This window comes from Mucilaginibacter sp. P2_A4, assembly GCF_056405015.1.
Genome location: NZ_JBFUCX010000009.1, coordinates 275,194 through 301,696, shown reverse-complemented (window position 1 = coordinate 301,696; position 26,503 = coordinate 275,194). Strand labels below are relative to the sequence as shown.

The following is a 26,503-nucleotide window of genomic DNA, read 5'->3' as shown; positions in this document are numbered from 1 at the left end:
GGTCTGCAAAACCTTTTACGGCAGTTCGAATCTGCCCCCGGCGTCTTCTAAATCAATTAAACATAAAATTAAAATGAGCACTTTAACCACCAACCAAACCAAATGGAAGGAATACGAAAAGACCATTTTTCGTTTCTTCTTCATTTACTTTTTGCTGCAGGCGCTTCCGCTCGATTGGAAATACTTTGGCAACCTGTTTCGTATTCAATGGGCAAACCTGCATTTCGGCGACATTTTTTACATTAGCCGTTACACGCCGCAATTTATATCAGGCAGCAGCACGCCCGGAACCTGGGGATTAGCTACCCTTGCCGATTGGGCATTGATAGCAGCTATAGCTTTAATTGGAACAGCTATATGGAGCATCCGCGATAAAAAGAGCGAAAACTATAACAACCTTTATTACTGGTTACGGGTAATATTGCGTTATCGCCTGGCTATTGGCATTGTTGCCTATGGCTTTATCAAATTTTTCCCGCTGCAATCGCCACTGCCATCATTGAGTAACCTCAATACCGCTTATGGTGATTTTAACCGCTGGAAGCTGTTTTCATTAAGTCTTGGTATTGTACCTGGTTACGAGTCGTTTTTGGGTTTGGTGGAGATCGTGGTCGGCATACTATTGCTGTTCCGCAAAACAACCACATTTGGTGCGGTGATTATTTTGGTATTTACCGGCAATGTGTTCATCTCCAACCTGGCTTATGATGGCGGCGAGGGAATTTATGCGCTCTACCTCATCAGCATAGCATTGTTCCTGACGGTTTATGACGCGCAGCGTATTTATACCCTCGTGGCTTTGCGCAAGCCAACACAACCTAATGAATTAAAGCCTTCATTAAGTAAGCAATGGCAAACCCCACGGCTGGTATTAAAAAGTCTGTTTATCTTCTTTTTTATCATACTGTACGGGTACAAAACTTACGCTGCTTACCATCATGATATTTATCAATATCCGCAGGCAAAGGGCCTGGCAGGATTTGCCGGTTTGTATAATGTAAGCGATTTTAGGTTGAACAACAAACCGTTGCCTTATTCGCAAACTGATACTAACCGGTGGAACGATGTTGTTTTTGAAAAATGGGCAACCATCAGCATTGGCTCAGTTAAAAAATATAAAGTTGATACTGCCAGTACCGAAGAAATAAGCGTTAACGATCAACAGCGCAATTACGAAGTTAATGGCACCAGCGGCAGGGCTTATTACAGCTATGTGGCAGATACTGTTAAACAAGAGTTAAGGCTCAAAAATAAGAACAGCAATTACGCCGCCGATCAGTTCACCCTGCATTACACCAAACCTGAAAACGGTAAGATCATCCTTAGAGGTATCAGCCCTAACCGAGATTCTGTATATGTACAGCTGGATAGGATCAACAAGAAATACCTTTTGCAGGAAGCAAAACAGGGCAGGAACAAGGCACTTAAACTTTAATGGCGTTAATTCTCAAAAATATTAATCATGGCAACAACAGTAATTACCCAGGAACCCGCTGATCTTAAAAAAGGCTCAACGGATAAAAAAACGCTAACTGAACCCGCCGTAAATGGACAGCCAGGCAAGGCATGGACAACAGCTCAATTGGTGAGCTTTCGTATAGCATTCATTTTCCTGTTCATCATGTGCATCCCGGTAACAGGCGAATGGTGGAATAACTTAGTCACCATCAACTGGTTTCACCTGCATTACCGCGACCTGTATGATATCGCCCGCTTTTCGCCCAGTATTTATAAGTTTCAAAACCCCGCTTATAATTTGTTAGGCTATATCGACTGGGTGGAAGCATTGGGCATAGGTATAATCGGCGGCCTCATTTGGACGGCTATTGACCGTAAAAGGACGGCATATCGCGACCTGTATTATTGGCTGCGCGTAATAGTACGCTACAGGGCGGGCATCGGTATAATTGGGTTCGGTTTTACAAAGCTTTTCCCGGTTCAAATGCCATACCCTTCATTAGGTGTACTCAACGCTCATTTCGGCGATCTTACGGCGCAAAAAATCTATTGGCTTTCTGTAGGTATTGTACCCTGGTACCAGGTATTTGCCGGCGTGGTTGAACTTGCTGCAGGCACTATGCTGTTTTTCCGCAAAACCACCACATTTGGCGCTGTATTGCTTTTAGGCGCCCTGGGCGATATTACTTATGTAAACTTTGCCTATGACGGTGGTGTGCATGTTTATGCCTCGTACTTTGTACTATTTGCGGGATTTTTAATATGGTACGATGCGGTGCCGGTTTATAATCTTTTAGTTAAAGAGCGTTTTACCGTACCGCCGGTGCTGATCCCGGTGCTCACTAAAAAATGGCTTAAAATAAGCCGCATTGTTTTAAAAACGGCAACCATAGGTATTTTCCTGGTTTGGTTATTCTATTTACAATATGTGAACTTTAAATATGATCCGTATAAGCAACCGGCTACCAGCGGTTTAAAACAATTGCGCGGTAACTACAATGTAAGCGAGTTTAAACTGAACGGGCAGGACATTCCTTATTCGCCTTTAGATTCCGTTCGCTGGCAGCGGGTAACGTTTGAGAAATGGTCGTCGTTAACCTTTAACATTCACAAACCATTAAGGCTCGACCTATCTAACGGCGGCGGAGCTCCCATGCGTGATGTTAACCGTACTTTTGAGTTAACCGGTGTAGCAGGGGGCAAAAGGGTTTTTTATTACGATGCAGATACCGTTAACAAGGTGCTTTACCTGCAGGATAAATTGCCCGAGTCTACTAAAGGTAAAGGAAGGCGCGGCAACCGGGGCCGGGATAATAATGCCGGGGATAAAACAGCAAAATCGTTTATCCCGGCCGAAGCAAAGGCTAATATCCGCAATGAGGTTACCGCTATAGATCCCGCAGCGCAATCAACACGCCGCGAACGCGGTATACCCCAGGAACTGAAGGATAAACGCAAACGCGCCCATATGGTATTGAGTTATACTGCCGATGCCAGCGGATCGCACATTGTGCTGACCGGTAAGGACGATAAGAAAAATGATGTCTATATTGTACTGGAACGTGTTAATCGTCCTTATGCACTGGTAGATAGTAAATTAGTAGCAGGGAAATATTAACGAAACATTAGTTAGTCCATTTGGGCAATGAGCCCGTAAGGATGCAATCCATAGTTAAAACCAAATTATAATAAATAAATTTATCACTCAATTATCACACAGTAAAATTCTCAACTTATGTCAACCACCACCACTAAACTAACATTGCACGAAGACTGGGCAGTAGTTATTTTAGGCTCATTAATTATCATTCTGTCTTTGGCAGGCCTGCTTTTACCCGTACCTGCTTTTGCCTGGAAAGACAGCGCGGAACTAACCGGGAAGGTCCTCGGCTCGGCCAATTTAATTAAAGTACTTGTCCAGTTTGGCTTCGTCATTGTTATTGGCGGTATCGGTGCCCTCATTACGGGCAAATCCATTAAAAACTATGCTTTAGGTTTTCCGCTGGTATATATAATTACCATTATAGCTTTAATACTGGCCGGCAGTAGCCAGGCCAAAGCTTTAAACCTCGAAGCCGTTATATTCAGTCTTGTTTTAGGTTTGCTGATCAGCAATTTTATCAAACTGCCGGAGTGGCTTAAAACATCGCTATCAACCGAGCTGTTTGTTAAAATAGGCCTGGTGTTGTTGGGTACCAGCGTCATATTCGGCGATATATTAAAGGCAGGTTCTTTAGGGTTGATACAGGCCCTGGCGGTAGTTACATCGGTATGGTATTTTGCTTTTTGGGTGTGCAAAAAGCTCAAGGTGGATGATGAGATAGCCATGATGATATCCAGCGCGGTATCTATTTGCGGTGTATCGGCAGCTATTGCTACAGCGGGAGCCATCAAGGGCGACTCTAAAAAGTTATCCTATGTTATTTCGATGGTATTGATCACCGCTATCCCGATGATGATCTTTATGCCTATCATCGCCCATTATTTTCATTTTTCGCAGGAAGTTACCGGAGCGTGGCTTGGTGGTAGTATTGACACTACCGGGGCAGTGGTGGCCTCGGGTTCGCTGGTGGGCGAAGTAGCTTTAAAGATCAGCACCATTGTGAAATTTTCGCAGAATGTGTTGCTTGGCCTGGCTGCTTTTGCTATCTCCATTTACTGGACCTACACTAAACATCCCGCGGGAGAAGATAAAGCTACCAAACCAACGCTTAAAGTGATCTGGGAACGCTTTCCTAAATTTGTATTAGGTTTTATCGGTGCCTCTCTGCTGTTCTCGTTCTTTCTTTCACCGGCTGCCGCGGCAACGGTAAAGGATAGTTTGAAAAACTTGCAGGGCTTATGGTTCGCACTGGCATTTACAAGTATAGGCCTCGAAACCAATTTTGCCGATCTGTTTAACGAGAATAGCAAGAAGCCACTTTACGCGTTCCTTATTGCCCAAACTTTTAATATTTTCATTACGCTGGGTATTGCATTCATATTGTTTTAATCAATGTAAACGATGAATGTAAAGCTTCATTTAAATAAAAAATATGTTGCTGTTATAACGGGTCTGATTATTATCGGGGTAATGACATCAGAAAAGCGAGGTTATTTTAGCCCTGGATATGGTGCAACAACCGATACCGGCAAATGGCCTAAGAGCTTCGGTTTTGGCTGTATAGCAAGTCCCCAGGATATCGTTAAACTGGATATCGATGTTCGTCCGGATGGTAAAGGACTGCCGGTAGGGACAGGTAATGCAGCCCAGGGAAAAGCTATTTATGTTGTAAAATGCGCGGCCTGTCATGGTACTACGGGTCTGGAAACGCCGGGAATTAAGTTAATGGGTCCGGCTTTGGTGAGTGATACTGCAGCAGCCAGCAAACCCAAAACCATCGGCAATTACTGGCCTTATGCAACTACGTTGTTTGATTACATGCGGCGTACTATGCCCTATACGCAACCCGGTTCACTGACCGATAATGAGGTTTATAGCCTTACTGCTTTTCTGCTGAGTGCCAATAAGATAATCAGGCCCGAAACTGTGCTGAACGCGCAAAATTTGTGGCAAATTGAGATGCCCGCCAAAAAGCTATTTATAGTTGATGATCGCAAAGGCGGTCCGGAAGTTAAATAAGCCCTTAAATGGAACAGTCAAAGAATAATTCTGCAGGAAAAATAATTGAAAAAAAGATAAGCCGCCGCACCTTATTGGGCTGCGCCATGGTGGCGGCTATTTTACCGGTTACATCCTCATTTGCAAAATATATACAGGTGGGTGTGCCGGCCGTTGATGATCCAACTAAAAAATTGGGCATCCCGCCCGGTAAGCTGGGTAAGCGGTCGCCGTTCGAAAGTCCCGTGCGTAAGGCCTCTGATATCTCGTCCCGCAGCCCTCTGCAGGACTTTTACAGCACCATTACACCGTCTGATCTGCATTTCGAGCGCCATCACGCAGGGATTCCAAATATCGCACCCGATAAATATGAACTGCTGATTCACGGAATGGTTGAGCGGCCTATGAAGTTCAGCCTGAACGATCTTAAACGCTTTCCGTCATTTACGCGCACCTGCTTTTTAGAATGCGCGGGCAACTTCCGTACGGGTAAAGAGGCTATGACTCCCCAGGATATTTTGGGACTTACCAGCCAGAGTGAATGGACAGGGGTAATGCTATCAACCTTATTAAGGGAAGTAGGGGTGAACCCAAAAGCTACCTGGTTTTTGGCCGAAGGCGGAGATGCCTCTGTCATGACACGGAGTATTCCGCTTAAGAAGGGGATGGAAGATGCTTTTATCGCCTATGGCCAAAACGGTGAAGCAATCCGGCCCGAGCAAGGCTATCCTGCCCGTCTGCTGCTTCCCGGCTGGGAAGGCAATACCAATGTAAAGTGGTTACGGCGCATCGAGATTTCCGATCAGCCTTATTTCACCCGTGAAGAAACATCAAAATATACTTACCCGGTTAATGGAAAGATCAGAATGTTCAGCTTTGAGATGGATGCGCGGTCAATCATAACCTTTCCGTCATATCCTCAGAAAGTTGAACGGGGATGGATTGAAATTCGTGGTATAGCATGGACAGGCCGGGGTAAGATTGTTCAGGTTGATATTAGCACAGATGCCGGAAAAACATGGAACGCAGCCAGGCTGCAGGAACCTGTGCTGGATAAAGCGCATACCTATTTCCGTCATCTATGGCAGTGGAATGGCGATGAAACAGAGATATTGAGCAGGGCTGTTGACGAAACCGGTTACGTGCAACCTACCATCAGCCAATTGGTGGCGGCCCGGGGCAATGATCTCGGCGGTTATCACATGAACCCTGTAACCTCCTGGCAAATTAAGCGGGATGGCAGTGTGCTGTTTAAGCCGGAGAATTATAAGTAAGATTTTAGCCATACCATCGAGGATAAAGTGCCAATGATTTTAAATTCAAAATAGGGGTAATGCCGGAGCGCTCATCACACCGGTGTTCGGGTATTGGTCGCGGAATAGTATTTGTTTCAATTTGTAACATCTGCCATCAACCTGCGTCTTGTTTATACTGCCTGGCACACGTTAAACTCATTGGTATGCAAAAGTTCATCACAACTCAGTTATTCCTGTTATTCCTTTGCTGCTCTGTATTCGCGCAGGAGCAGGAGAAAGCGGCACAGCTTGCAGAAATAATTCGGTCGGTTAATGTGCCCGGGATCCAGTTGATCCATACCAAAAACGATAAATCGGAAATCTATAATATCGGGATGATTGGCTACGGAGCTACTCAGCACGTCAGTTCAAATACGATCTTCGAAGCAGCGTCATTAAGTAAAAGTGTATTTGCCTACGCCGTATTACGCCTGGCTGACCGCGGGCTGATCCGGCTGGATACGCCCTTGCTGACTTATATAGGTACATATGACAGGTTTGATCGCACCAACCCGGCTTACGGAAAGATCACGGCAAGGATGGTGCTGCGCCACACCACCGGCCTGCCCAACTGGGGTGATTCTTCGGGGGCTAAATTACTGTTCCCACCGGATAGTTGCTTCTCCTACTCGGGCGAGGGTTACCAGTTCCTGCAAAAAACAGTGGAGAAGATCACCGGAAAAAAGCTTAACGAATTAGCGCAGGCAGAGGTTTTTGGCCCCTTGCAGATGACGCATAGCAGCTACCAATGGATCACTAAATTTGATACTGTCTCCGCGTTCGGCAACAGCCCGGAAGAGATCAAAAGACATTCCGTTCAAAACGCGGCCTACAGCCTGCTAACCAACGCGCATGATTATTCCATTTTCCTGCAGTCGCTGGCCTCTGGAAAAGGGTTGAAAAAAGAAACCTGGCAAATGATGCTGTCCACACAAACACCGGCTAATTGGTTTGGGCATGAAGTTACAGAGGCCAACAGCCATATCTCCTGGGGCCTCGGCGTTGGCTTGCAGCAAAACGAAAACGGCAAAGCCGCCTGGCACTGGGGGGATAACGGTAGTTTTAAATGCTTTTATATCCTCTTCCCGGCTACACACGAAAGCCTGGTGTATTTTACGCACAGCAATAAAGGTCTCTTCATTGCGCCGGAAGTGATTGACCTGTTCGTGGGCAAGCAAACTACCTGGGCTATCAAATGGATTGGCGAAGGTTATGATTCGCCCTATGCCCTGAAAGCATTCCGTGCCAGACTGCTAAAAACGGGTTTTGCACACGCCGCAGCCGTCATAGCCGAACTTAAGCGCAAAGATCCTGGCTTCATGCTAACGGAACATGATCTGAATGAATTCGGCTATATATTATTGCAGCAGCACGACAACAATGATGCGATCGAGATATTTAAACTAAACACAACCTTACATCCGGAAAGCGCCAATGCTTTTGACAGCCTGGCCGAAGGCTACGAAAGCGCCGGCAATATAGCCCTCGCAATCCAAAATTTTAAACGCTGCCTGGAACTCAACCCCAAAAACGATTATGCCGCAGAGCATTTGAAGAAGCTGAGTGGAAAATAAACTTGAAGTTCGTTAGCTTATCATCCTGCAGGATATGCAAAGGGGCCTTAGAAATAATTTCCAAGGACTGACATGTCTGGATAGAAACGTGTTGAATAAAATTCAAAACAAACAATTGTTTTCGTGGGCGTTGGTCTAATACCTAAATTTAGCAATTCATAACCAGATTTGTAATATGCCTGATAAGATCACCGCTGTTTTTATGATTCCGCCGAAGGTGCACCTATTGGATATTACCGGCCCGGCCCATATATTTTACGAGGCAGCCTGTTACGGCGCGCCGGTGAGGGCACTTTACAGTACGATGTTCCCTGGGCATACGGGCGAGGAAAGCAGTTGTGCACTGGCTTTTCACCAGTTGATACCTTACAATGAACTGCAACTGAAAGCAGGCGACCTGGTGTTTATTCCCGGGTTGGATTCGGCCTTGCTGTTGGACGTGGGTTTTATGGATTCGTCGAGAGCATTCCAGTACTGGCTAAAGGCGATGCACGCGCGGGGCGTACTGATCTGCTCTGTTTGTACGGGTGCTTTCCTTGTGGCTGAATCTGGCTTGTTGGATGGACTTTCGTGCACCACGCACTGGAAATATGCGGATCGGTTTAAATCACGGTTTCCGCAAGTCAATTTATTAAGTAACAGGTTGTTCGTGGCGGAAGCCGGGATTTATACGAGCGCGGGTGTGGCTTCCGGAATCGACCTTGCCCTGTATTTAACAGAGGTACTTTGGGGGGCGGCTTTCGCGGCCCAGGTAGCGAAGGAAGTAGTCGTCTATTTTAGGAGGGGTGAGGCCGACCCGCAACTGAGCGTGTTTACTCAATACCGCAACCACATGGAGGAGCGGGTGCACCGGGTACAGGACCGGTTGGCACAACAGCTGGATAAAAAGCAGCCGGTTGAAACACTAGCAGAGCTGGTGAGCATGAGCCCGAGAAACCTGACGCGACTGTTCCGGAAAACCACGGGTATAACAATTGGTGAATACCAGGACCGGCTGCGCACCGAACGTGCGGCTGTGCTGCTCGGGGATGGGCATACCTACCAGTCAGCTGCTTTACACGTTGGGCTGAAGAGCACCAGCAGGCTGCGGGAATTACTGAACGAACGGTAGTTGCTCAATTTGGCTTAATTCCGGCCTTTATTGTCCTCATTTCTGCTTTTGCGAGTGGTAGCTTTGGTAAAAAAAAGAGCTATGAAAGTATTTTTATTGAACATATGCTTACTGCTGTTAACAGCAGGAGCTTTCGCCCAACCCAAAACCGCCTATTACTGCCCGCCCTGTGGAGACTGTGATGAAACTGCTTACAGCAAACCGGGTAAATGCCCATATTGCGGGATGGAGTTGGTGCAGGAAAACGTAGCAGATCACCAAAAAAAGGCGGAGCATCGAACCTATAAAGTGTTGTTCTACCTGCAGGATGGTGTAGAGGTGCTCGATTTCGCAGGGCCGCTGGAAGTGTTCTCCTATGCCGGTTTTGACGTTTCCATCGTTTCCAAAACCAAAACTCCAATCAAATCCCAGGGTATCCTGACCGTAACAGCCGACTACAGCATTGCCGATGCGCCACCGGCTGATATCGTGGCTTTTTTTGGCGGTAATTCTGGCGTGGCCAGCAATGACCCGGCTGTGATCAACTGGCTGCAACAGCAAAAGCCGAAATATTATTTTTCAGTTTGTACCGGTGCCTTTATCATGGGCAAGGCCGGTTTGCTTGACGGGCTGACGGTGACTACTTTCCATGAAAGCATTGATAACCTGAAAAAAGCGGTGCCCAAAGCAAAAGTGCTGAGCAATGTGCGTTTTGTTGATAACGGCCGCGTGATCACAACGGCGGGCATCTCTGCAGGGATCGACGGCGCGCTGCACCTGGTTGAAAAGATCCGAGGGCGGGAAGCTGCTAAGCAGGCCGCAAAATACATGGAGTACGACAAATGGGTGCCGGAACAAGGCCTGGTATTAGCGCCTCAAACCGTAGCAGTAAAATGATATTTTTGGCGGATGCGGAGAATTAAAGCCGGGTGGCATCTTATCCGGAAGCTTGAGAATTACAATATTATCGTACAAAAAAGTCTCCTTAGATTGCTCTAAGAAGACTTTTTTTCTGATGTCTTACTAACACAGTACTTAGTTTTTTTGCTGGGACAGAAAAGTGATGAGGGAGGCAAATTCATCATATGACAACGCATTGGCAAGACCAACGGGCATCATAGATGTTTTCAATTCTTTGCGACTAACTATGTCAGCAGTCTTGATCGTAAAAACGTCACCGGTAATATTTCTCATTACTATCTTTTGGGCCGATTCCTCTGTAATGAAGCCCATATAACTTTTGTTTCCTTTTGCGGATATCATGACCGTGGCAAACCCCTGGGAAATTGATGCACTTGGTTTAAGAACCGACTCTGCAATTTGTTGCCGTGTCATGATAGAACCGATTTGCCCCATGAACGGGCCTTTCAATTTTTCGCCTCTGCTAAGGCTATGGCAGGCAATGCAACCCTGGCGGGCAAAAAGAACCTTTCCCTTTAAAGGGTCGCCTTTTATTTTTGCGATCATCAGCATCACATCCTCAATAGATGATTTTCCAATCTGCCCTTTTTTATTAGTGATCTTGGCAAGGTCAATCTTAACTTCTTTTGTGGCAGTACTTTTTTCTTCGCCGCCAAATACGGTGATACCCATTTGATGGCGGGCATTTAAATCGGCAAAAACTTGTTTTCCCTTTGGTGTTGATTTTGTCCATTCGGTTTTTAAGAACTTCTCAATGCGGGCAGAACCACTCCAGGTAACCCCTTTGTAAATAGGTCCGTGCGAATCTGGCCTTGTGCCCCACCACCATGAAGCATCATAATCTGCCTCTTTTTTATAAAGCCTTGATATGGTTACCAGTATTTGATTTTTAATTTTTACATCCTTAACTTTTGAATAGGACGCAATTAAACCATCAACAGCTTTGGTATCATACATGTATCTTAAAGCCCAAAGCGCCAGGGTTGAATGCTCTGTTCCGATGGCGTTTACACACTCATTAACCGCATACATACCTACCAGGGCCCTTACTGCCAGATGTGCCGGTATAATTGCCGAATTAGGTTTGGCATGTGGACCTTCCTCATTTTTGCCCGGTGCTACAAAACTGGCCGGAACGTTTGTTGTTAATAAGGACTGTGCTGCAGCGATTCTGCCAAGGCGACCCAAGCCTACAATAGCTGCTACATGAACGCGCTCGGAAGGGTCTTTTAAACCAGCTAAAAATGGTTCAATGGGTGCGTTCTGGATACCTGGCTTCCTGTCTGCGATTGCCCGTAAGGCAAATTCCCTTAAATCTTTATCTTCCGAAAGTTGTACCAACGCAGGTATCCCTTTTTCACGGGTTGCCTGGGCGTAGGTATAAATACCTGCTACCCGTGCATATAATGGCAGGCTTGCATCAGTTGCAATGGCAAGCGACAGCTTGCCGGCTTCATCTGCAGGACGGGTAATCAATTCCTGAGATGCATTTAACCTGGTTACAGCACTTGCTGATTTAAGGTAAGCGGCCAAATCGCTTGTTGAAGCAGCTTTAAGATTAGGGAAAGCCTTATAAGTCCAGTTGCTTGGAACTGCCCTTACAACATAGCCTTTTGCTGGATCGCCGGAGTAGCCCGCGCCATCCCATGCAGAAAGATAGAGTCGTCCGGATCCATCTACGTCCAAATCTGTAATTTGAGGCAATTGAATAAATTCTTCTTCTTTTTGCTGAAAGCTGGCGCCATCTGGTGTTACCCGGTTAATATAAAGTTCACTTCTTCCCCAGTCGGCCGTCATCGGTACGTGGTTATATTTTTCGGGCCAGGTGGGTTCGTCCATAAATAAAGAACCTGTACCTGATCCTCCTCCTAAATCTACTAAGGCAGGTAAAATCTCATCTGTAAAGTGTTGGAACAATAGGGGATATCCATATTCGGCTGACTGTATATGGTGAGAAAAACGAATGTTCCATCCGCCCCCATCGTTGGTATTGTCTCTTGTAAAAACATTCATATAAGGATCAATGGCCACATCATAAATGTTCCGGGTTCCGTGTGTGTAAATCTCCATCTCGGTTCCGTCAGGCCTTACCCTAACGATACCGCCACCCAGCATGGTTAGTTTTTTGCCGCTTCGGTCTGTAGCGTCATGAAAACCAAAATCGCCAACAGCAATGTATATCCAGCCGTCAATGCCCATACGTATCCCGTTGGTAGCATGATCTGTGCCTCTTTCGGCCAGCATGTGCGCATTGCTTATATGTTCAATAAGCAATTTGGCGGGACCGTCGGCAATACCATTCTGGTCCTTATCTTCAAAAACTTCCAGGTTCATCCCGGCAGCTTTACCTGTTTCTTTTGAAAAAACGGTATGCATCACAAAAACCTGGTCGCCTGAAACGAGGATACCCCGGGGATCATCAACTTCGGCAAATTCTGTATGCTTATCTATCTTTCCGTCATTGTCGCTGTCTACAAGTTTGAGTATTTTTCCTTTTCCAGGAGTTTTGCCCAATGAGCCTATCATATCTACACCAACAAATACCTCACCTGTAGGTGCTACCGCAAGGCAGGCAGGACTTGGTGTAAGATCGGGGCCTGCAAATGTAGTAACCGTTAAACCAGCGGGCCATCGCGATGAATCTGGTAGCCGGTTACTTAAAGCGGTTTTTTGATTTAGCGAAGAATGAGTAGTTTGAGGTTGACTTTTTTGAAAATCGGTGCCTGTAAAGTATTTGAACATACCTAAAAAGGCGACAACAAAAAGAAAGGTAAAGGAAACTTTTAACATAGGTGTTTTAAATGGTTATGAATAATTATGGCGTTCAAAAAGATAAATCTATGTGTTTCGTTTAATGATAGTTGCATTTATTTTAATTTAGTTAATTATTTTCCGTCAATAAGTAACGCCGCCGCGCCTCTCTATCTTAAATAATGCTAAATCGATCCCCTGAAAACGGTTAATGGTGCCTCTGTGCCAAACGCATAACGTTATTAATGTTTGCAGGAATGGAGCGTGCAGGAACTGAGTGGCCTGGATCGTAAACAGGCAGCAGCCTATTGTACAAGAGGTAGGGAAATATACGCCGGCGGCGGAATGGTGGGGGAGGTGATGAAACTGGTGAAGTTTGCCTGTGTGCAACGCTTAAAGCAGCAGGCATTTTTACATGCACTGCTGCCAAAATTTAATGAAGGTATATTTTTTGATTACATCGCCTTTTAATTGGCTTCGTCAACTTTTAAAGAAACCGTTACGCTTTCACCAAAAGCAGGCTTTTGAGATTTAATATTTGGTTTAGTGTTCCATAAACATTCACGTACGGTGAGTAACTGTTTTTCAGTATCCATGCTGATGAGCTGAAATGAAAGCCTTTTTTCGTCTTTGGATGATAAATCTCCTTTCATAGGCGAATCCACCCTGAATGTATTCAACTTAACATCCTTATCAGGTCCCTGGTAAACATAAAATTCGTTCCAGTTGCTGTTGCCATGAAAATAGGCTTTGATGTTTGGATGTGCTTTTAAAAAACGCACAAACCCCCGCTGTTCTATATCGGTAGCCCCGCTTCCCTTTTCCGCAACTGGGCCTTCTTTATAATGTTCAGCAACAAGATTTTGAAACTCATTAAGTGCCGTCATATTATAAGGCGGCAATGGATTGGTAAAATGCTTTGACTCGGAGGTTGGCTGATCATGAGTAAAAATAATTACAGGAGTTTTTGAATTAACTGTATCCAGATCTTTCTGCATCCATATCCGCTCGGCAGAATCTGGCCATAGGGTGATAAACATGATGTGTATCCCTTTCAAATTAAAGGCATAGTTAATTTTATCTGCAGCGTAATTATAAGTAGCATTGGTCAAAGGTATTTTAGGCTTCAGCATCAGGTTATAAATTTCAACCATGGATGTAGGATCTGTTAACGGCTTCATGGGCTTAGCAAACCCAATGGCGTTTGAGATATCATGGTTACCAGGCGCAAGGAGCAGTTTAGCGGGTTGCCCATTATGCCCGGTTAACTTTACGCTCTGCATATAATCAGTTTCAAATTGAGCCCATGATATGGCAGCACTTTGAATGGGAATTTCCATCCGGTTAGCAATGTCCCCGGTTTGGATAAGATAATCAACGGCGGTCACTTTGTTTCCGCCTCCAACGCCACCGTCTGCAGGCAGCATCAAATTGGGCACACTATTTATCTCGCGGATCATTGCTGCATTAACCTGGTGACCGGTCACATTGGTATCACCTCTGAAATTTTTTCGGGTGATGCCATAATGCGCATCTGAAGTAAAAACCATGTTGATAACAGCAGGTGATTTGCCCTGGCAGTAACCTTTTTGTATATAAAATGTACCAATGAGAACCGTCAGCAAAAAATTGATGATAATGACTGATATTTTAGGCTGGCGTATAAAAAGTGCAAGACGCATATTCAAATCAAATTATTTTCTTTTATAAAAGGAAATTGTTGCTAAATGACCGGGGTGGTCTTTAATTTCAGTATCAGTATAATACCCCGTACCATCAGCCGCAAACCCTACACCTTCGCCTTGGGGTTCATTATTGGCATAGGGTGCTATCTGTGGCTGAGTTTTTAAACCTGCCGCTATGCTGGTTCCGGCAGGTAATTTCCAATACCAGATTAACTCATTACTCCTGAGTAAAATCTCCGACCCATCGGGCGATATATCACCACTGGTGGCTTTGTTAAAATACAGTTGAACTACCGGGCTCATTATGGTAGCTGATGTTGTACTTTGCGGATAAGCAGCGGTATATACAAAAGATATATTGCTCTGCTTGCTGGCAATAAAAATATCCCTGGTTAAGGGATCAATCATCAATGTTTCCGCATTGTGAGGGCCATCGGGATATTTTAGTTCGATGATATCCACTGAAGTAATGTCTGCAACAAAAGGCGTAGTCTTCCCTGTCAGATCAGGTTCCGGGAAACGATAGATAAAGACCGAGCTGTATTTAGCATCGTTGTCGCCTATATTGGCTACATAAACATAGCTTTTACCTGCAATGGGGCCTGGCCCAACAGCAATATCTTCCCAGTCGCGGTTATTAACTGGTGTTAATGTAAGTGTTCCCTTATCTGCCCCGCTGGCATCAGTGAGATAAACCTGGTTGGAGTTACCGCTATCATTATGAATATATAATATCCCCGGATTGACCTTGCTCGCAGCTATGCCTGAAATTTCAAACAGATCTTTGCGGGCAAGATTATTTGTAACCGGTATTCGATTAAACAATTTAGTAGTATCCAGCGCAGCCGGATCGTACGTTGTTTTCGGGAAAACAACAGGTTTAGTGACTATGGCAACGGTTGTATCTTTAGCAGGTAAAACCTTATTGCCAGATTTATTGCAGGAAAGTATAGCAAATGCTAAAAAGCAAAACAAGCTACCTTTAACAGAAGCATCAGTGCTTCTGTTAAAGGTAGCTGTTAAATTAAAAATCATATGGTGACTATAATTATTAAAAATTAGTGGTGATTACCCGTTCCGTCAACCTGGTAGCAACCCATATCTTTACCCGGAAGTGTAATGCCGCTTGAACCAAACGTTGGATCAATAGGGATACCTGCTGTGATAGGCACAAAAGCCGTAGTTGTTCCTTTGCCAATTGCTGGAGAACCACCCTGTAAATGGAAGTTATAGCTATCAACAGATGCTTGGGTGATCCAGAAATTGGTAGCTGCAGGCAATGGATAGTTCACAAACATTGGATTGTTTTTACCTACCAGTGAACTGCCATTATAAACAAACCCGAAAGTATATGATGCGCCTAAGAATGCGGCCATATTAGGAATGTCAGTAGCCTGAGGACGAGTAACTACTGGCTGTGCAACACTGGTTGGTACAAATTGGCCAGCCATAGCAGCGTTGTCGGCATAATAAAAATTGTAACCATAAGCTGTTTTAGGGATTACGCTTGATGGGTTAGATGTTGTATCAGCCAGGTAAACTTTAGCACCACCCGGACCGCCTGCAATACGTACGCCGAAATTACAGTCTACAATCAGGTTATTGTATACCAACGCTCTTGAGTTGTTTTCAATTTCAACAGAGCCACTTCGTGCGCCATAAACTCCACTGTTTCTAAAACCATCATTCACATAGGTATTATTGTACATGGTAAACTGGCACTCACCAGCTGTTGTACCGTCGCTTGCAGTTTTTGTACCGTTGGTTGCACCACCTATAATAAGGTTATAAGCCATGTTGCCCATCGAGCTGCCTTTAGCATTAAAACCATCACCACCTGTGCTGCCGCATTTTTCCATCGTATTTCTCATGATGTTATAATAACCACCATAAAAACGGGTAGCATCATCAGGTGAGCCATACATCCATGAATCCTCCATAATAAATACGCCGGTAGGGTTCTGGAAATATAAAATATACTGAGCGCCGGCTTTTAATGAGTTACCATTAGGAAAAGGAAGCGCTTTTAAAGCTGCGCCGCCAAAGTCAAGGTGTGTCCATTTCAAAACAACCAGCTTGGCAGTGCTGCTGCTGTAAATACCACCCCAACCACCTACATAAGCAGAATCGGTAGCTACTGTTGATGCTCCTGTTAATTTGGAACGACGAGGGTCTGTGATGGTTATAGGCGCATCACTTGTTCCCAGGCTTATGAAAGTACCATTATTAATAATGTTGGCACCATTTGTCATATTTAGTTTTACACCTTTTTGAATCAATAGTGTATCTCCGGCGTTAATGGTAATATCTCCGCCTATGGTATAAGTTTGGTTTGTAAGCATGGTACCTTTATAAGTACCTGCGGGTAGGGTACCAGTATTTGGGATGGGTTTCCCAATTTGTACCAGGGGTATTGAGATAACTGCCTTGTCGCCTTTTTTGCTGCAAGCTGCAAGCGCAAAAAGGGATAAGCCTAAAGAAATTAGTTTTAGCTTTTTCATGATTAATTAATTGTTATTTTATTTGATTTTGTTTTTGGGTTTTAAAATTTAAACCTGCAGCCCAGGTTATACCGTGAATAGTATCGGTCATACTCTACAGTGGTATGATTAGCGCTTTCCTGGTGAGGGTATTTAAGTATGCCTGTATAGTTGTTGGTATTATTTTGTTTGATGTATAGCTCGTAAGGGGTGTTTAAGATGTTATTAACCTTTACAAAAACTATAAAATGGTTTCCGATAGTTTTCTGAGCGGAGAAATCAAGCGAAGTCGAGGCTTTCTCCCATGTATCCAAATTGTAGTATCCCGATACATAAGCAATTCTTTCGCCGGTATATGCCAGGGCTAACTGGGCGTCGATACCATTCCTGGAGTTTTTATATAATAAGGAAACATTGCCAATGTGCGCGGCCTGGTCCTGTAAAGGCCTGGTTTGATCGCGGTGGGTTATACCAACGTTTTGAACATCAATAATTTTAGAGGTGGTAATTTTAGATTGGGTGTAAGTGTAATTGGCTGATAATCCTACATCTCCAAAAAACTTTTTCACTAAAAACTCAGCTCCGAAATTACTGGCATTGCCCAGGTTTTGCGGCTCCAGGTATAAACTGGCTCCTGATGGGCCTGGCCCCAGCACTGTTTCGATCGGGTTCATTAGGTTTTTATAGAATCCGCCAACCATAAACTCGTCAAAAGCGGCCGGGAAAAACTCATATCGTAAATCATAGTTATCAATGGTAGTATGCTGTAAATATGGGTTCCCTAACGTTGCGTAAGGTTGATCGGGAGTTTGATCTGGATAAGGGATCAAGTCTGCAAATGCAGGGCGCAGAACCGACCTGAAATAAGAAGCTCTTACTGCCTGGTTATCGGTCAATGCGTATTTAGCATTGATGCTGGGCAGGAAATCATCATATGTAATGCTTCCCGATTTTCCCGGGAAGGTTGCAGGCAGGCTTGATAAATAACTTTGATCTGTATGTTCGGCCCTTAAACCAAATGTTACGTCGAATTTGTTGTTAATAAAGTATTTAACCATGCCATATTCCGCATGAATATTTTCTGTGAAACTATATACACCCGCTGAACTAAAGGAACTGCCACGGGCATACTCAGGAGAGTTGAACTGAAAGGTTGACGCGGGAATAGAAACGAATACCTCATCTGAGGTGGGTGATCCCGGGTCAGAACCGTGGTTTAAATTGTAACTGTCTTCAAAATTATCCCTGGTTTTATGCCTTAACATTCCGCCGGCAGACAAGGTAGCTTTGTGCCCGAAAATGCTGGCGTCATAATTCAGGTTTAAATACCCGGAAATATCTTTATCAGTATTATGTGTCCATACTCTTGATTCATCGCCTAACAGTGTTGGGCCGTTAACAATAGTCGGTGCCACATAGGTAGAGCTTCCTGGATTACCCGGTGTAGGTGCATTAGTACCACCCGGGCCCGGGCTGGTGTTATATGAAGTTTTAAATTCTGCAATATCAGGTACCTGGTGTGATGCCTTTGAATCGGCAAGTATCCAATCCAGGTTAAATGACTTACTGATGTTGTGTTTGCCTTTTAAAGTAAAATTATATATCCGCTGCAGATCGGTGCGTGTTTCTATTAAATTATCAATACCATTGGTATAATGATACCCCTGGTAAGAGTAACCGCCATAAACAAAGTTCTGCGTATTACGTACCCGATGATCGTCTAACTGTAAATAGGTGCCAAATAAACTGATCGTATTATTAGCGTCAAACTTATAATCAATTGAAGCTACGGTTCCCAACCTGTCAATATGTGCAGAATACTGGCGGTTGTATGAGCTTTGAAAATTAGTTTCCTGGTTTTGCGAATTGATATCCGGAGCTGGTCCTACAGTACTTTCCTGTACTACTACAAAAGTGTTATTACCTTCATACCTGTTTTGAAAAGTACCCGATAGCAAAAGGCCTAACTTGTTGTTTAAAAAGCGGTTGCCTATTGTTAAGCTCACGTCAGTGTTTGGAGGCGGATTCTGTGTTTTGGTTATGAGATTCTGGTATGGGAAATCACTTATCGAAGCCAGTCCCAAAGGAGGTAATTTTTCGCCGGGGGCCTTGCTGCTAACAGTGCTTGAGTTAAAGCTGCTGAAGCCCCTGTCAAAAAATAATTGGCTGTAACCCGTTCCTACATAACCATCAATCCTCAGTTTGTCGGGTGCACTTTTCATGATGAGGTTTACAACCCCACCGGATGCATCACCCTCCATGTTTGGTGTAAGTGTTTTAGAAACTTCAATTTTCTCAATCAGATCGGCTGGGAAAATATCCAGTGGCACATACCTGTTCTTGTTATCAGGGCTGGGTATTTTTATTCCATTTATTAATACGGTATTATATTGTTTATCCATACCGCGGATGATCACGTGCTGTGCGTCGCCGCTATTGCCTCTGTCTACAGAAACACCCGATACCCGGCTAAGTACATTTGCAACCAACACATCGGGCGAAATGGCAATTGAATGGGCAGAAACCACATTCATGGTGGTAACGGCGTTCTTTTCATCGCTTCTTGCAGATCTATCTGTTTCCCTGCTGGCGTGCTCTCTGATTGTCACCTCGTTAATTCCGTTGGCATTATCAACCATTGCTATGTTCAACACGGCAGGGCGTGTTTCCGAAGCTTCTATTGTATATTCCTTAGTTGTTTTGTATCCCACATAACTTACATGTAGCTTATAGGTACCGGCGGTTACATTTTTAAACAGGTAGGCACCATCGAGCTTTACTGTTGAGTTGAGTTTAAAATTATCCTTTTCAATATGGACGGTAGCCCCAATAAGCGCCTCACCGGTTTTGGCATCAGTAACGCTGCCTTTGATAGTTTGTGCTTTTACAGTGCTAAAGCCAATAAGTAATGTGATACCGAGAAATAGCTTTTTGGCCGCTGATGAAGATGATAAAAGGGAAGAAAGAAGAGGTAAAAAAGTAAGGACTTGTTCCATTCAAATATTCAGTTTTGCGCAAATAAGCCACCTCAAATCTGTTTAAATCCTGAATTTTTATGTCCAATACAATTTCTTAATACAATGTTATCCTGCGGGTAACAAAGCCACTTTAAAATAACATTTATATGCTTTTATTTTTATGATTACTTAACCTTTATTTAATGAAGCTCAACTATAATATGGCAGGAGGCAGAACTATTTTATTCCCAAAACAACGCGGTCGATGTTGAATCGGATTTTTAAAAAAAAGTAAAGATCTGACGGCTATTAATAGCAAGGGAAATTGTGAAAACCACGGGAACGGGTTAGGCCTGGTAATCATCAGCGCCATGCCAGGGATCTCGGGGATAATTACATTGAAAACAGCAATGATATTATTGAGATCCGCATATTCTTGGCCCTTTCGCAATTAGGAAAGAACGTCGATAAGACGGTCAATATCACTCATTGTATTGTAAACCGATGGCGATATGCGGAACCTGTTTTCATAAAGTTGTATGTTAATCCCGGCAGTTGCCAGTTTTTGATGAAGCTTTTTTTCAGCGCCTTCCAGGGCGAAACTCACAATTGGCGAAGTAGACTCGCGGGGCGTCATGGGTTGATAGCCCAGCCTGGCTAACTCCTGCTGAAGTTTATCAATCATGGGCTGGCGGTAGTTTTGTATCTTGTCCACACCTGTATGGAGCAGGTAATTTAAAGAAAAAATTAGCGCGGGCACGGCGGCGTTGCCCAGTGTTCCAACTTCAAAATAGTTTCGGGTCTTTTCGCCCTGGATAAATTCAAAGGGGCTGTTTCCGGCAATATCATAAGGAAAAATGTGTGACTTCATGTCTTTTAACTGGCGGTAACCAAATTGGCTGCGTTTTATTAACGGAAGCCTGTCTTTTCGTACATATAAAAAACCGGCACCAAAATCGCCCATCAGCCATTTATAGGTAGCGCAGGCACAAAAATCAACACCACAGTCATGCACATCTATAGGCACCGCACCTGCGGCTTGTATAATATCGGCGTACACCAACGCTCCCCTGGCATGGGCTATGTTGCAAAGGGCCTTTAAATCGTGCTGAAAACCATTGATCATTGATACCAGTGAAATGGCTACCAGTTTTGTGCCTGGTTTTATGGCCGCGTCCATATCGGCCAAATCTATTTTGTTGTTTTTAGGAATAACGATCTTAACATCGGCACCCTGTTTTGCCAGTTCGTTGTACATGTATAAGGAGCCATCGAAATGATAGGCATCAGTAACAATCCGGGCATCTGTTCCCGGTAAGCCCAGGCCATTTACAATTAGGTTTTCGCCGGCCATGGTGCTGGAAACCCATGAAATTTCATCGGCATCGGCATTAATCAGGCGGGCAAACAAAGTGCGCGCCGTATTTCGATCTTCATCAATGGTATCTGCTGCCTTTCCATTAGCCAGCCTGAAATTCAGATAGCTTTTTATACTTTCGGCACTGCCGATGCTCATGGGATGCGTGTAGGCCGCGTTTAAAAATGTTCCTTTAATGGCAAATAGCTTTTTGGAGGGAGGCGTATTCTCATTTAATAAGACTTTCCGCGTGCTATACTGGCTTTCACTCATGTGGGTTAACATGCGGGGCGCAAACGGGAGCACGCCCAAAAAAGAAAGCAGGTTTCGGCGCGATAGGCTATACGCTGGTTTATCAGAAATGTCTTTATTCTTCATCATGTTTATCAAGTAAAGTCCGGTCGTTTTTATTGGCCCTGAAAAACTACCTTGTATAAATCTCTTTTAAATTGGTCGTTTCGCTAATTTCTAATACAGGTATACTATCCCGGTAATCAATTTTAAAGCCATCAATCAGTTTAATGGTTTTAAAATCCAGCGTTTTTCCTTGTATCATATTCGTTTCTATTTCGTCCCTCACCTGTTTTTCGGGGATGAACTTTGCTGCTGCTGCAATATAATCATCCAGCGTTAAATTAGCAGTGGGGTTTGCCGCGTGTATTTGCTGGTTTCTTTGATACAAGGTGAGGAGGAAATCCCTGATCGATAGCTTTCCGCCAGAAGCAAGGCGAATCTGGTTGTCAAAGTAAAAGGCATAAATGAATCCTCTTTTATAAGGCAGGGTTTGATAGTTTTTATCCACCCAAAACTTAGCGGCGATGGAATCGTTTGGCGCGTTTTTAACACTGCTGCTATAATGAGCCAGTAAGTTATCTTTATTTACGTAGTCAAGGAAGGCAGCTTTATCCTGTATGCCCGATTTTACCAGGTTAATCAGCATAACATAATCATTAAACCCTTCGCCGAACCACTGGTTATCAAACTCATCATTCCCAATCTGCATATTATTTCCAATCCACGAATGTGAAGTTTCATGTGCCAGTACCCGTTTTTTGTTGTCGTCAAATTTTCCGGAGTATCTCATTACAAATCCATGTTTCTGGCTATATCCGGTAGCCCAGGGTTTGTCAATTGATAGTAAGGGTAATATACTGATGTAATAATAAGGCGCCTGATCATCCTTCCAGAAATCCCGCAGACCGGGGAAATAATGCGCAAAAAAAGGCTCAAGCTCGGCCTTTATGTTATTGATGGTATCCTTTTTTGAGGTAATGGAATAATAGGGGATACCATGTACTTTATAAGTATTAATTACCAACCCGGCACCCATTAGGATCAGCACATCCTGTTCTTTATTTACAGGGATGCTTTGTTTTAAGGAGGGGGCGGTCCCGGCTGCGGTTGAGATAAAGTAGGGTAAACCGGCCGGAAATGAATCCCATTGAACACTTGCGGTAACAGCGGAATGCCCCACCGGGTTAATCATGAAAAATTGAGGAACCAGGTACAATATGTCGGGGGTAATCAGCGGCCTAAACAGTTCATCAACCGTTGCCCGTTTAGGGTTGCCAACCAGTTGCCCGTTAATGGTATAGCTTATCTTCTTTAGTCCGGCCCCGGTGTGGTATACAGTTATTTTTCTTTCGAGGGGGGTAAGCTTTATTCTGTCTTTAGTATCGATATTTTGCAGTATCTTAAAAATCTCCTTTTGTCCGCCAAAATTAAGGTCGCCATAAATAAATACGGTACTGTCTTTAGTTGCGGGGCTATATTCAAGGCTTACTTTCAGGATTGGTGATTTACCGTCCCAGCTGAGATGATAATCAAGTTGAGCAGGTAATGTGGTGCTTTTATTTTGTGCTTTCAGAAAAAAAGGGATACTGAAAAGGATACCCGCCGTCAACATAAATCTGATCATGAGCTATTTTAATATAGAGCGACAAGATAGAAAAATTGTATCAACTTTGAGGCTAAAGGCCGCGGGAGACTGTGTATAAGCCCATCGCGGGATTAATCATTGTTATATATCCGTTTAATATCCGGTACTGAGTGGATAAGTTTACTGGTTTAACAAGTGATAAACTTCCCGCAGGTAAACCGCTTCTTCCATGGCTTCGGATAACTCCCTGTATTCCTGTAAGGTAAAAACGAAGTTAATGTCCCGGTTGGGGGTGCAAAGTATCACCCTTTCTTCTCCATCGGGAAAGGGGAAAGAGCGGTCGCTGAAAATTAGGTTAGTAATAAAGTCACTAAAACTGTTAAACTGCTGAGGGGTAAAATACAACATCAGGTTGTTGTTCCAAATATTGATCATTTGACAATCAGGGCAGTGACTGATCACAGACGCCCCTTTATGACTTAGAATTTGAGTTTGGCACATAGTACAATCTTTTTTGTGCCTGTCTTACCCACGATAACCACTAGATAGCTATCGCGGGTAAACAGGGCTTGCTTTTTTTAAATTGCGTTCGCTAATTCATTTAAAACAGTTCTCCACCCTTCACTTTCGGGTATTCCGGGTTTGCGTTTTCCAAAAAACTGCACAATGGTATTGCCGTCACGATCATAAACTTCCAGGCTATGTACAAGCCCGTCAACAGTTGGCTTTTTAACCAGCCATATGGCCTCTATGCCGTCCTCGCGCAAGTGCATATTAAATTCAGGATCAAGCACATTAAACCATGGTCCGGTTTGCGCCAGTTTTGTTATTGGGCCGGTATGGATCTGTATGCAACCGGCACTCCCGGTAAAAACCATGATCTGTAATGCTGTTTCAGCAGCTTTGGTTAAAATTTGTTTCAGGGAATTTAAACTGATCTGCTGCGCATAACCGTCTGGTGCCAGCCTTAAAGCCTGGGTGCGGGTTAGGCCATGATTTTTTAATAAACCATGAAAATCATGCGTATCCTGTAATGCTATCCAGGCATCTTTAAAAGTTTTGATATCTACCTCGTTGTCGGGTTTTTCAGCGGGAGCTTCCAAGCTGGGTTGAATAGCCAACTGCTGATGCTGTTCTTCAGCCGCATATTTTGCAACCAATTGGTGATAAGCTTCAACGTCACTTTGATCTGTTAAATAAATTTTATGTACGGCGCTGCCATCGGCGTCAAAAAACTGCAGGCTCAGCCTGTCGTTTTCATTCACCGCGAAACCGAAATGCCAGTGCGTCATAAACAGGCGCAGGTCGATATCGGGCGTAACCACTAAACCCACATGACCATTAAAACCTACTTTTTTGTAAACGCCTTTACGCTCGTGTACGCAGTAATCATTACGGGTAAGTGCCATTACATACCCTAGTGACGCGGTTTCCTTCAGTAATTCTTTAAAGTCGGTATTGAGCAGTGTATTGTGCTCTCCTACGCCGGTATTCACCAGCTCAGCTTCGGTTACGGCTAATTGTTTGGCGGCATCGCGGATGCGCAATTTGGGATCTTGTAATTTCAAGGCTGCCCATTGTTCTTTTATTGATGCTGTTATATTTTCCATTTTTATCTGTTTATTAAATTAAATCAATATGCCGCTGAGGATAACCAGCGGACATTTAAAGTCTTCGCAATCCATTAGCTTTACTTTAATGTTGAACGCCTGGTGAATGTTGTCGCAATTGATCACCTCCAGGGGTGGCCCGAAAGCTACTGTTTCTCCGTTTTTAAGGATCAGGATCTGATCGGCATAGCGTGATGCAAAGTTGATATCATGCAAAATGCTGATCACCGTATATCCCCTGTCGGCCATATTGCGTGCCAGTTGCAGTATCTGTTGCTGGTATAACAAATCGAGCCCGTTGGTAGGCTCATCCAAAAAGAGGAACGCGTTTGGACGGTCGTAGATCTGGGCGATAACCCTGGCCAGGTGTACCCGCTGCTGCTCTCCGCCTGATAAGGTATTATAATCTCGCCCGGCTAAATGTGTTATACCGGTTTCATTCATCACTTTGTTCACCACTTCGATATCATTTGTTGATGGATGATTTTCAAAGTGGGGGTAACGCCCCATCAGCACCAATTCCTTAACCGTAAACATTACGCTTACTGTATTATGCTGGGTTAGTACCGACCGGAGTTGCGCCATTTCTTTGATGGAATACAAAACAAGATCCCTATTATTTAAGCTGATGTTACCAGAAGCCGCGTGAATTTCCCTGCAAAGCAGTTTTAGTAATGTGCTTTTTCCTGCGCCGTTGGCACCGATCACGGCCAGCATTTCTCCGGATGTTACCTCAAAACTAACGTTATTGAGTATCTGCTTTTTCCCCGCCGAATACGAAATATTTTGTACGCTTATCATAATTGCTGTTTTTTAAGCTGTGAAAAGATCATATAAATAAATACAGGAGAGCCGCCAAGAGCGGTGACAATTCCTATGGGTAGTTCGGCCGGCGCTACAATGGTACGGGATATTAAATCGGCCAGTGTTAAGGCTGCTGCTCCTAACAGCGCCGATCCGGGCAATACCAAACGATTATCAGACCCAAAAGCCATCCGCAGGATATGAGGAATTACCAAACCAATAAAGCTGATAATACCCGCCACGGCCACCGAAGCACCGACAGCCATTGTAGCCAGGATGATTACTGTTCTTTTTGTACGGTTAACACGGATACCCATATGCCCGGCCTGTACCTCACCTAAAGCAATAGCATTCAACGATTTGGCCATAAAAGGCAAACCAACAAGCGGGAGAGCGATAAATGGCAACACACTGCTGAATGATACCCAACTGGCGCCGCCTAAACTGCCCAGGCTCCAGAAGGTAATGTTACGCAACTGTTCATCTGTTGAAAGGTAGGTGAGGAGCCCTGTAAAAGCGAAAGCGAGTGCATTGATAGCTATCCCTGTTAAAAGTAAAGCGGTTATCACCGTTTTTCCCTGGTGCATGGCCATGCGGTAAACCGTAAGGGTGGTAACAAAAGCCCCTATAAATGCGGCAACGGCCAATGCATAATAACCGTAAATACTGCCAATGGTACTGAGCAGGTGACCGCCAAAAATAATCATCAATGCGGCAAACAAAGTAGCGCCGGATGATATGCCAATCAACCCCGGCTCGGCCAGCGGGTTACGAAACAAACCCTGTAAGGACGCGCCTGAAATGGCCAGGGCGGCGCCAATGATTACGCCCAGCAATACCCTTGGTAACCGCAGGCTGAACAATACTGCTGTTTGCTGCGAGCTGAACAAAACCTCCTTACTCAGGCCGGAATGATAAGTAAGGATAGACCAGAATTGTGGCAGACTGATGTGTACCGCACCTATACAAACCGAAGCAATGATCACGGCTATCAAAAACAAGGTTAACCCGGTTAGGATCAGTTGATGGTTTTTAAACACT

Annotated in this window: 20 protein-coding genes; 9 read left to right on the top strand and 11 right to left on the bottom strand. The window is 44.3% G+C overall.

Going from position 1 to position 26,503, the window contains the following annotated elements; all coding sequences use genetic code 11:
* The first annotated feature begins 73 nt into the window (after positions 1-73).
* The 8 genes from AC1DYB_RS17950 to AC1DYB_RS17915 all read left to right on the top strand — a co-directional run bounded on the left by AC1DYB_RS17950 (position 74) and on the right by AC1DYB_RS17915 (position 9,915).
* Positions 74-1,435, top strand: a complete 1,362-nt coding sequence (locus AC1DYB_RS17950) for a DoxX family protein (protein ID WP_477436960.1) — start codon at positions 74-76, stop codon at positions 1,433-1,435.
* 27 nt (positions 1,436-1,462) lie between these two features.
* Positions 1,463-3,076 carry a hypothetical protein gene (locus AC1DYB_RS17945; RefSeq protein WP_477436959.1) on the top strand — a complete coding sequence of 538 codons (1,614 nt, stop codon included), beginning with the start codon at positions 1,463-1,465 and terminating at the stop codon, positions 3,074-3,076.
* A gap of 117 nt (positions 3,077-3,193) precedes the next feature.
* Positions 3,194-4,450, top strand: a complete 1,257-nt coding sequence (locus AC1DYB_RS17940) for a YeiH family protein (protein ID WP_477436958.1) — start codon at positions 3,194-3,196, stop codon at positions 4,448-4,450.
* A 12-nt stretch (positions 4,451-4,462) separates the two neighbouring features.
* Positions 4,463-5,080 carry a c-type cytochrome gene (locus AC1DYB_RS17935; protein WP_477436957.1) on the top strand — a complete coding sequence of 206 codons (618 nt, stop codon included), beginning with the start codon at positions 4,463-4,465 and terminating at the stop codon, positions 5,078-5,080.
* Positions 5,081-5,088: 8 nt separating this feature from the next.
* Positions 5,089-6,333 (top strand): sulfite dehydrogenase, encoded by a 1,245-nt coding sequence (gene soxC / locus AC1DYB_RS17930; protein WP_477436956.1) that lies wholly within the window; start codon positions 5,089-5,091, stop codon positions 6,331-6,333.
* 185 nt (positions 6,334-6,518) lie between these two features.
* Entirely contained in the window at positions 6,519-7,928 is a 1,410-nt protein-coding gene (locus tag AC1DYB_RS17925) for a serine hydrolase (RefSeq protein WP_477436955.1), read from the top strand.
* A gap of 175 nt (positions 7,929-8,103) precedes the next feature.
* Complete coding sequence (locus AC1DYB_RS17920; RefSeq protein WP_477436954.1) at positions 8,104-9,039, top strand: GlxA family transcriptional regulator; 936 nt, start codon at positions 8,104-8,106, stop codon at positions 9,037-9,039.
* Positions 9,040-9,120: 81 nt separating this feature from the next.
* Entirely contained in the window at positions 9,121-9,915 is a 795-nt protein-coding gene (locus tag AC1DYB_RS17915) for a DJ-1/PfpI family protein (RefSeq protein ID WP_477436953.1), read from the top strand.
* A 138-nt stretch (positions 9,916-10,053) separates the two neighbouring features.
* On the opposite strand, the gene AC1DYB_RS17910 is transcribed toward AC1DYB_RS17915, so the two are convergent.
* Positions 10,054-12,729: a DUF7133 domain-containing protein gene (locus AC1DYB_RS17910; protein ID WP_477436952.1), complete on the bottom strand. Its 2,676-nt coding sequence runs from the start codon at positions 12,727-12,729 to the stop codon at positions 10,054-10,056.
* Positions 12,730-12,939: 210 nt separating this feature from the next.
* Here AC1DYB_RS17910 and AC1DYB_RS17905 point away from each other — a divergent pair, with 210 nt between their 5' ends.
* Entirely contained in the window at positions 12,940-13,161 is a 222-nt protein-coding gene (locus tag AC1DYB_RS17905; protein WP_477436951.1) for a hypothetical protein, read from the top strand.
* On the opposite strand, the gene AC1DYB_RS17900 is transcribed toward AC1DYB_RS17905, so the two are convergent.
* The 10 genes from AC1DYB_RS17900 to AC1DYB_RS17855 form a co-directional block, all read right to left on the bottom strand.
* Entirely contained in the window at positions 13,158-14,372 is a 1,215-nt protein-coding gene (locus AC1DYB_RS17900) for a metallophosphoesterase family protein (RefSeq protein WP_477436950.1), read from the bottom strand. The two genes, AC1DYB_RS17905 and AC1DYB_RS17900, sit on opposite strands and share 4 nt — an antisense overlap.
* 12 nt (positions 14,373-14,384) lie before the next feature.
* On the bottom strand, positions 14,385-15,410 hold the full coding sequence (locus AC1DYB_RS17895; RefSeq protein WP_477436949.1) for a hypothetical protein: 1,026 nt from the start codon (positions 15,408-15,410) through the stop codon (positions 14,385-14,387).
* A 23-nt stretch (positions 15,411-15,433) separates the two neighbouring features.
* Positions 15,434-16,876: a hypothetical protein gene (locus AC1DYB_RS17890; RefSeq protein ID WP_477436948.1), complete on the bottom strand. Its 1,443-nt coding sequence runs from the start codon at positions 16,874-16,876 to the stop codon at positions 15,434-15,436.
* Positions 16,877-16,917: 41 nt separating this feature from the next.
* The gene (locus AC1DYB_RS17885) at positions 16,918-19,851 is read right to left on the bottom strand and encodes a TonB-dependent receptor (protein WP_477436947.1); all 2,934 of its coding nucleotides are present in this window, start codon (positions 19,849-19,851) and stop codon (positions 16,918-16,920) included.
* Between the two features lie 412 nt (positions 19,852-20,263).
* Positions 20,264-21,550 carry an aminotransferase class V-fold PLP-dependent enzyme gene (locus tag AC1DYB_RS17880; protein WP_477436946.1) on the bottom strand — a complete coding sequence of 429 codons (1,287 nt, stop codon included), beginning with the start codon at positions 21,548-21,550 and terminating at the stop codon, positions 20,264-20,266.
* Positions 21,551-21,593: 43 nt separating this feature from the next.
* Entirely contained in the window at positions 21,594-23,087 is a 1,494-nt protein-coding gene (locus AC1DYB_RS17875) for a hypothetical protein (protein WP_477436945.1), read from the bottom strand.
* 141 nt (positions 23,088-23,228) lie between these two features.
* Positions 23,229-23,549 carry a DUF6686 family protein gene (locus AC1DYB_RS17870; protein WP_477395097.1) on the bottom strand — a complete coding sequence of 107 codons (321 nt, stop codon included), beginning with the start codon at positions 23,547-23,549 and terminating at the stop codon, positions 23,229-23,231.
* 77 nt (positions 23,550-23,626) lie between these two features.
* Positions 23,627-24,658, bottom strand: coding sequence for a hemin-degrading factor (locus tag AC1DYB_RS17865; RefSeq protein ID WP_477436944.1), 1,032 nt, complete (start codon positions 24,656-24,658; stop codon positions 23,627-23,629).
* A gap of 18 nt (positions 24,659-24,676) precedes the next feature.
* Complete coding sequence (locus AC1DYB_RS17860) at positions 24,677-25,459, bottom strand: heme ABC transporter ATP-binding protein (protein ID WP_477436943.1); 783 nt, start codon at positions 25,457-25,459, stop codon at positions 24,677-24,679.
* A complete protein-coding gene (locus AC1DYB_RS17855) occupies positions 25,456-26,502 on the bottom strand; it encodes a FecCD family ABC transporter permease (RefSeq protein WP_477436942.1) in 1,047 nt (348 codons plus the stop codon). The genes AC1DYB_RS17860 and AC1DYB_RS17855 overlap by 4 nt, the downstream gene beginning before the upstream one ends.
* Position 26,503 lies beyond the last annotated feature (1 nt).

Coding starts and splice junctions, on each gene's coding strand:
- AC1DYB_RS17890 (WP_477436948.1), bottom strand. CDS start 16,876: ATGAAAAAGCTAAAACTAATTTCTTTAGGCTTATCCCTTTTTGCGCTT.
- AC1DYB_RS17935 (WP_477436957.1), top strand. CDS start 4,463: ATGAATGTAAAGCTTCATTTAAATAAAAAATATGTTGCTGTTATAACG.
- AC1DYB_RS17885 (WP_477436947.1), bottom strand. CDS start 19,851: ATGGAACAAGTCCTTACTTTTTTACCTCTTCTTTCTTCCCTTTTATCA.
- AC1DYB_RS17875 (WP_477436945.1), bottom strand. CDS start 23,087: ATGATCAGATTTATGTTGACGGCGGGTATCCTTTTCAGTATCCCTTTT.
- AC1DYB_RS17920 (WP_477436954.1), top strand. CDS start 8,104: ATGCCTGATAAGATCACCGCTGTTTTTATGATTCCGCCGAAGGTGCAC.
- AC1DYB_RS17865 (WP_477436944.1), bottom strand. CDS start 24,658: ATGGAAAATATAACAGCATCAATAAAAGAACAATGGGCAGCCTTGAAA.
- AC1DYB_RS17910 (WP_477436952.1), bottom strand. CDS start 12,729: ATGTTAAAAGTTTCCTTTACCTTTCTTTTTGTTGTCGCCTTTTTAGGT.
- AC1DYB_RS17925 (WP_477436955.1), top strand. CDS start 6,519: ATGCAAAAGTTCATCACAACTCAGTTATTCCTGTTATTCCTTTGCTGC.
- AC1DYB_RS17915 (WP_477436953.1), top strand. CDS start 9,121: ATGAAAGTATTTTTATTGAACATATGCTTACTGCTGTTAACAGCAGGA.
- AC1DYB_RS17900 (WP_477436950.1), bottom strand. CDS start 14,372: ATGCGTCTTGCACTTTTTATACGCCAGCCTAAAATATCAGTCATTATC.
- AC1DYB_RS17895 (WP_477436949.1), bottom strand. CDS start 15,410: ATGATTTTTAATTTAACAGCTACCTTTAACAGAAGCACTGATGCTTCT.
- AC1DYB_RS17945 (WP_477436959.1), top strand. CDS start 1,463: ATGGCAACAACAGTAATTACCCAGGAACCCGCTGATCTTAAAAAAGGC.
- AC1DYB_RS17950 (WP_477436960.1), top strand. CDS start 74: ATGAGCACTTTAACCACCAACCAAACCAAATGGAAGGAATACGAAAAG.
- AC1DYB_RS17860 (WP_477436943.1), bottom strand. CDS start 25,459: ATGATAAGCGTACAAAATATTTCGTATTCGGCGGGGAAAAAGCAGATA.
- AC1DYB_RS17880 (WP_477436946.1), bottom strand. CDS start 21,550: ATGATGAAGAATAAAGACATTTCTGATAAACCAGCGTATAGCCTATCG.
- AC1DYB_RS17870 (WP_477395097.1), bottom strand. CDS start 23,549: ATGTGCCAAACTCAAATTCTAAGTCATAAAGGGGCGTCTGTGATCAGT.
- soxC (WP_477436956.1), top strand. CDS start 5,089: ATGGAACAGTCAAAGAATAATTCTGCAGGAAAAATAATTGAAAAAAAG.
- AC1DYB_RS17940 (WP_477436958.1), top strand. CDS start 3,194: ATGTCAACCACCACCACTAAACTAACATTGCACGAAGACTGGGCAGTA.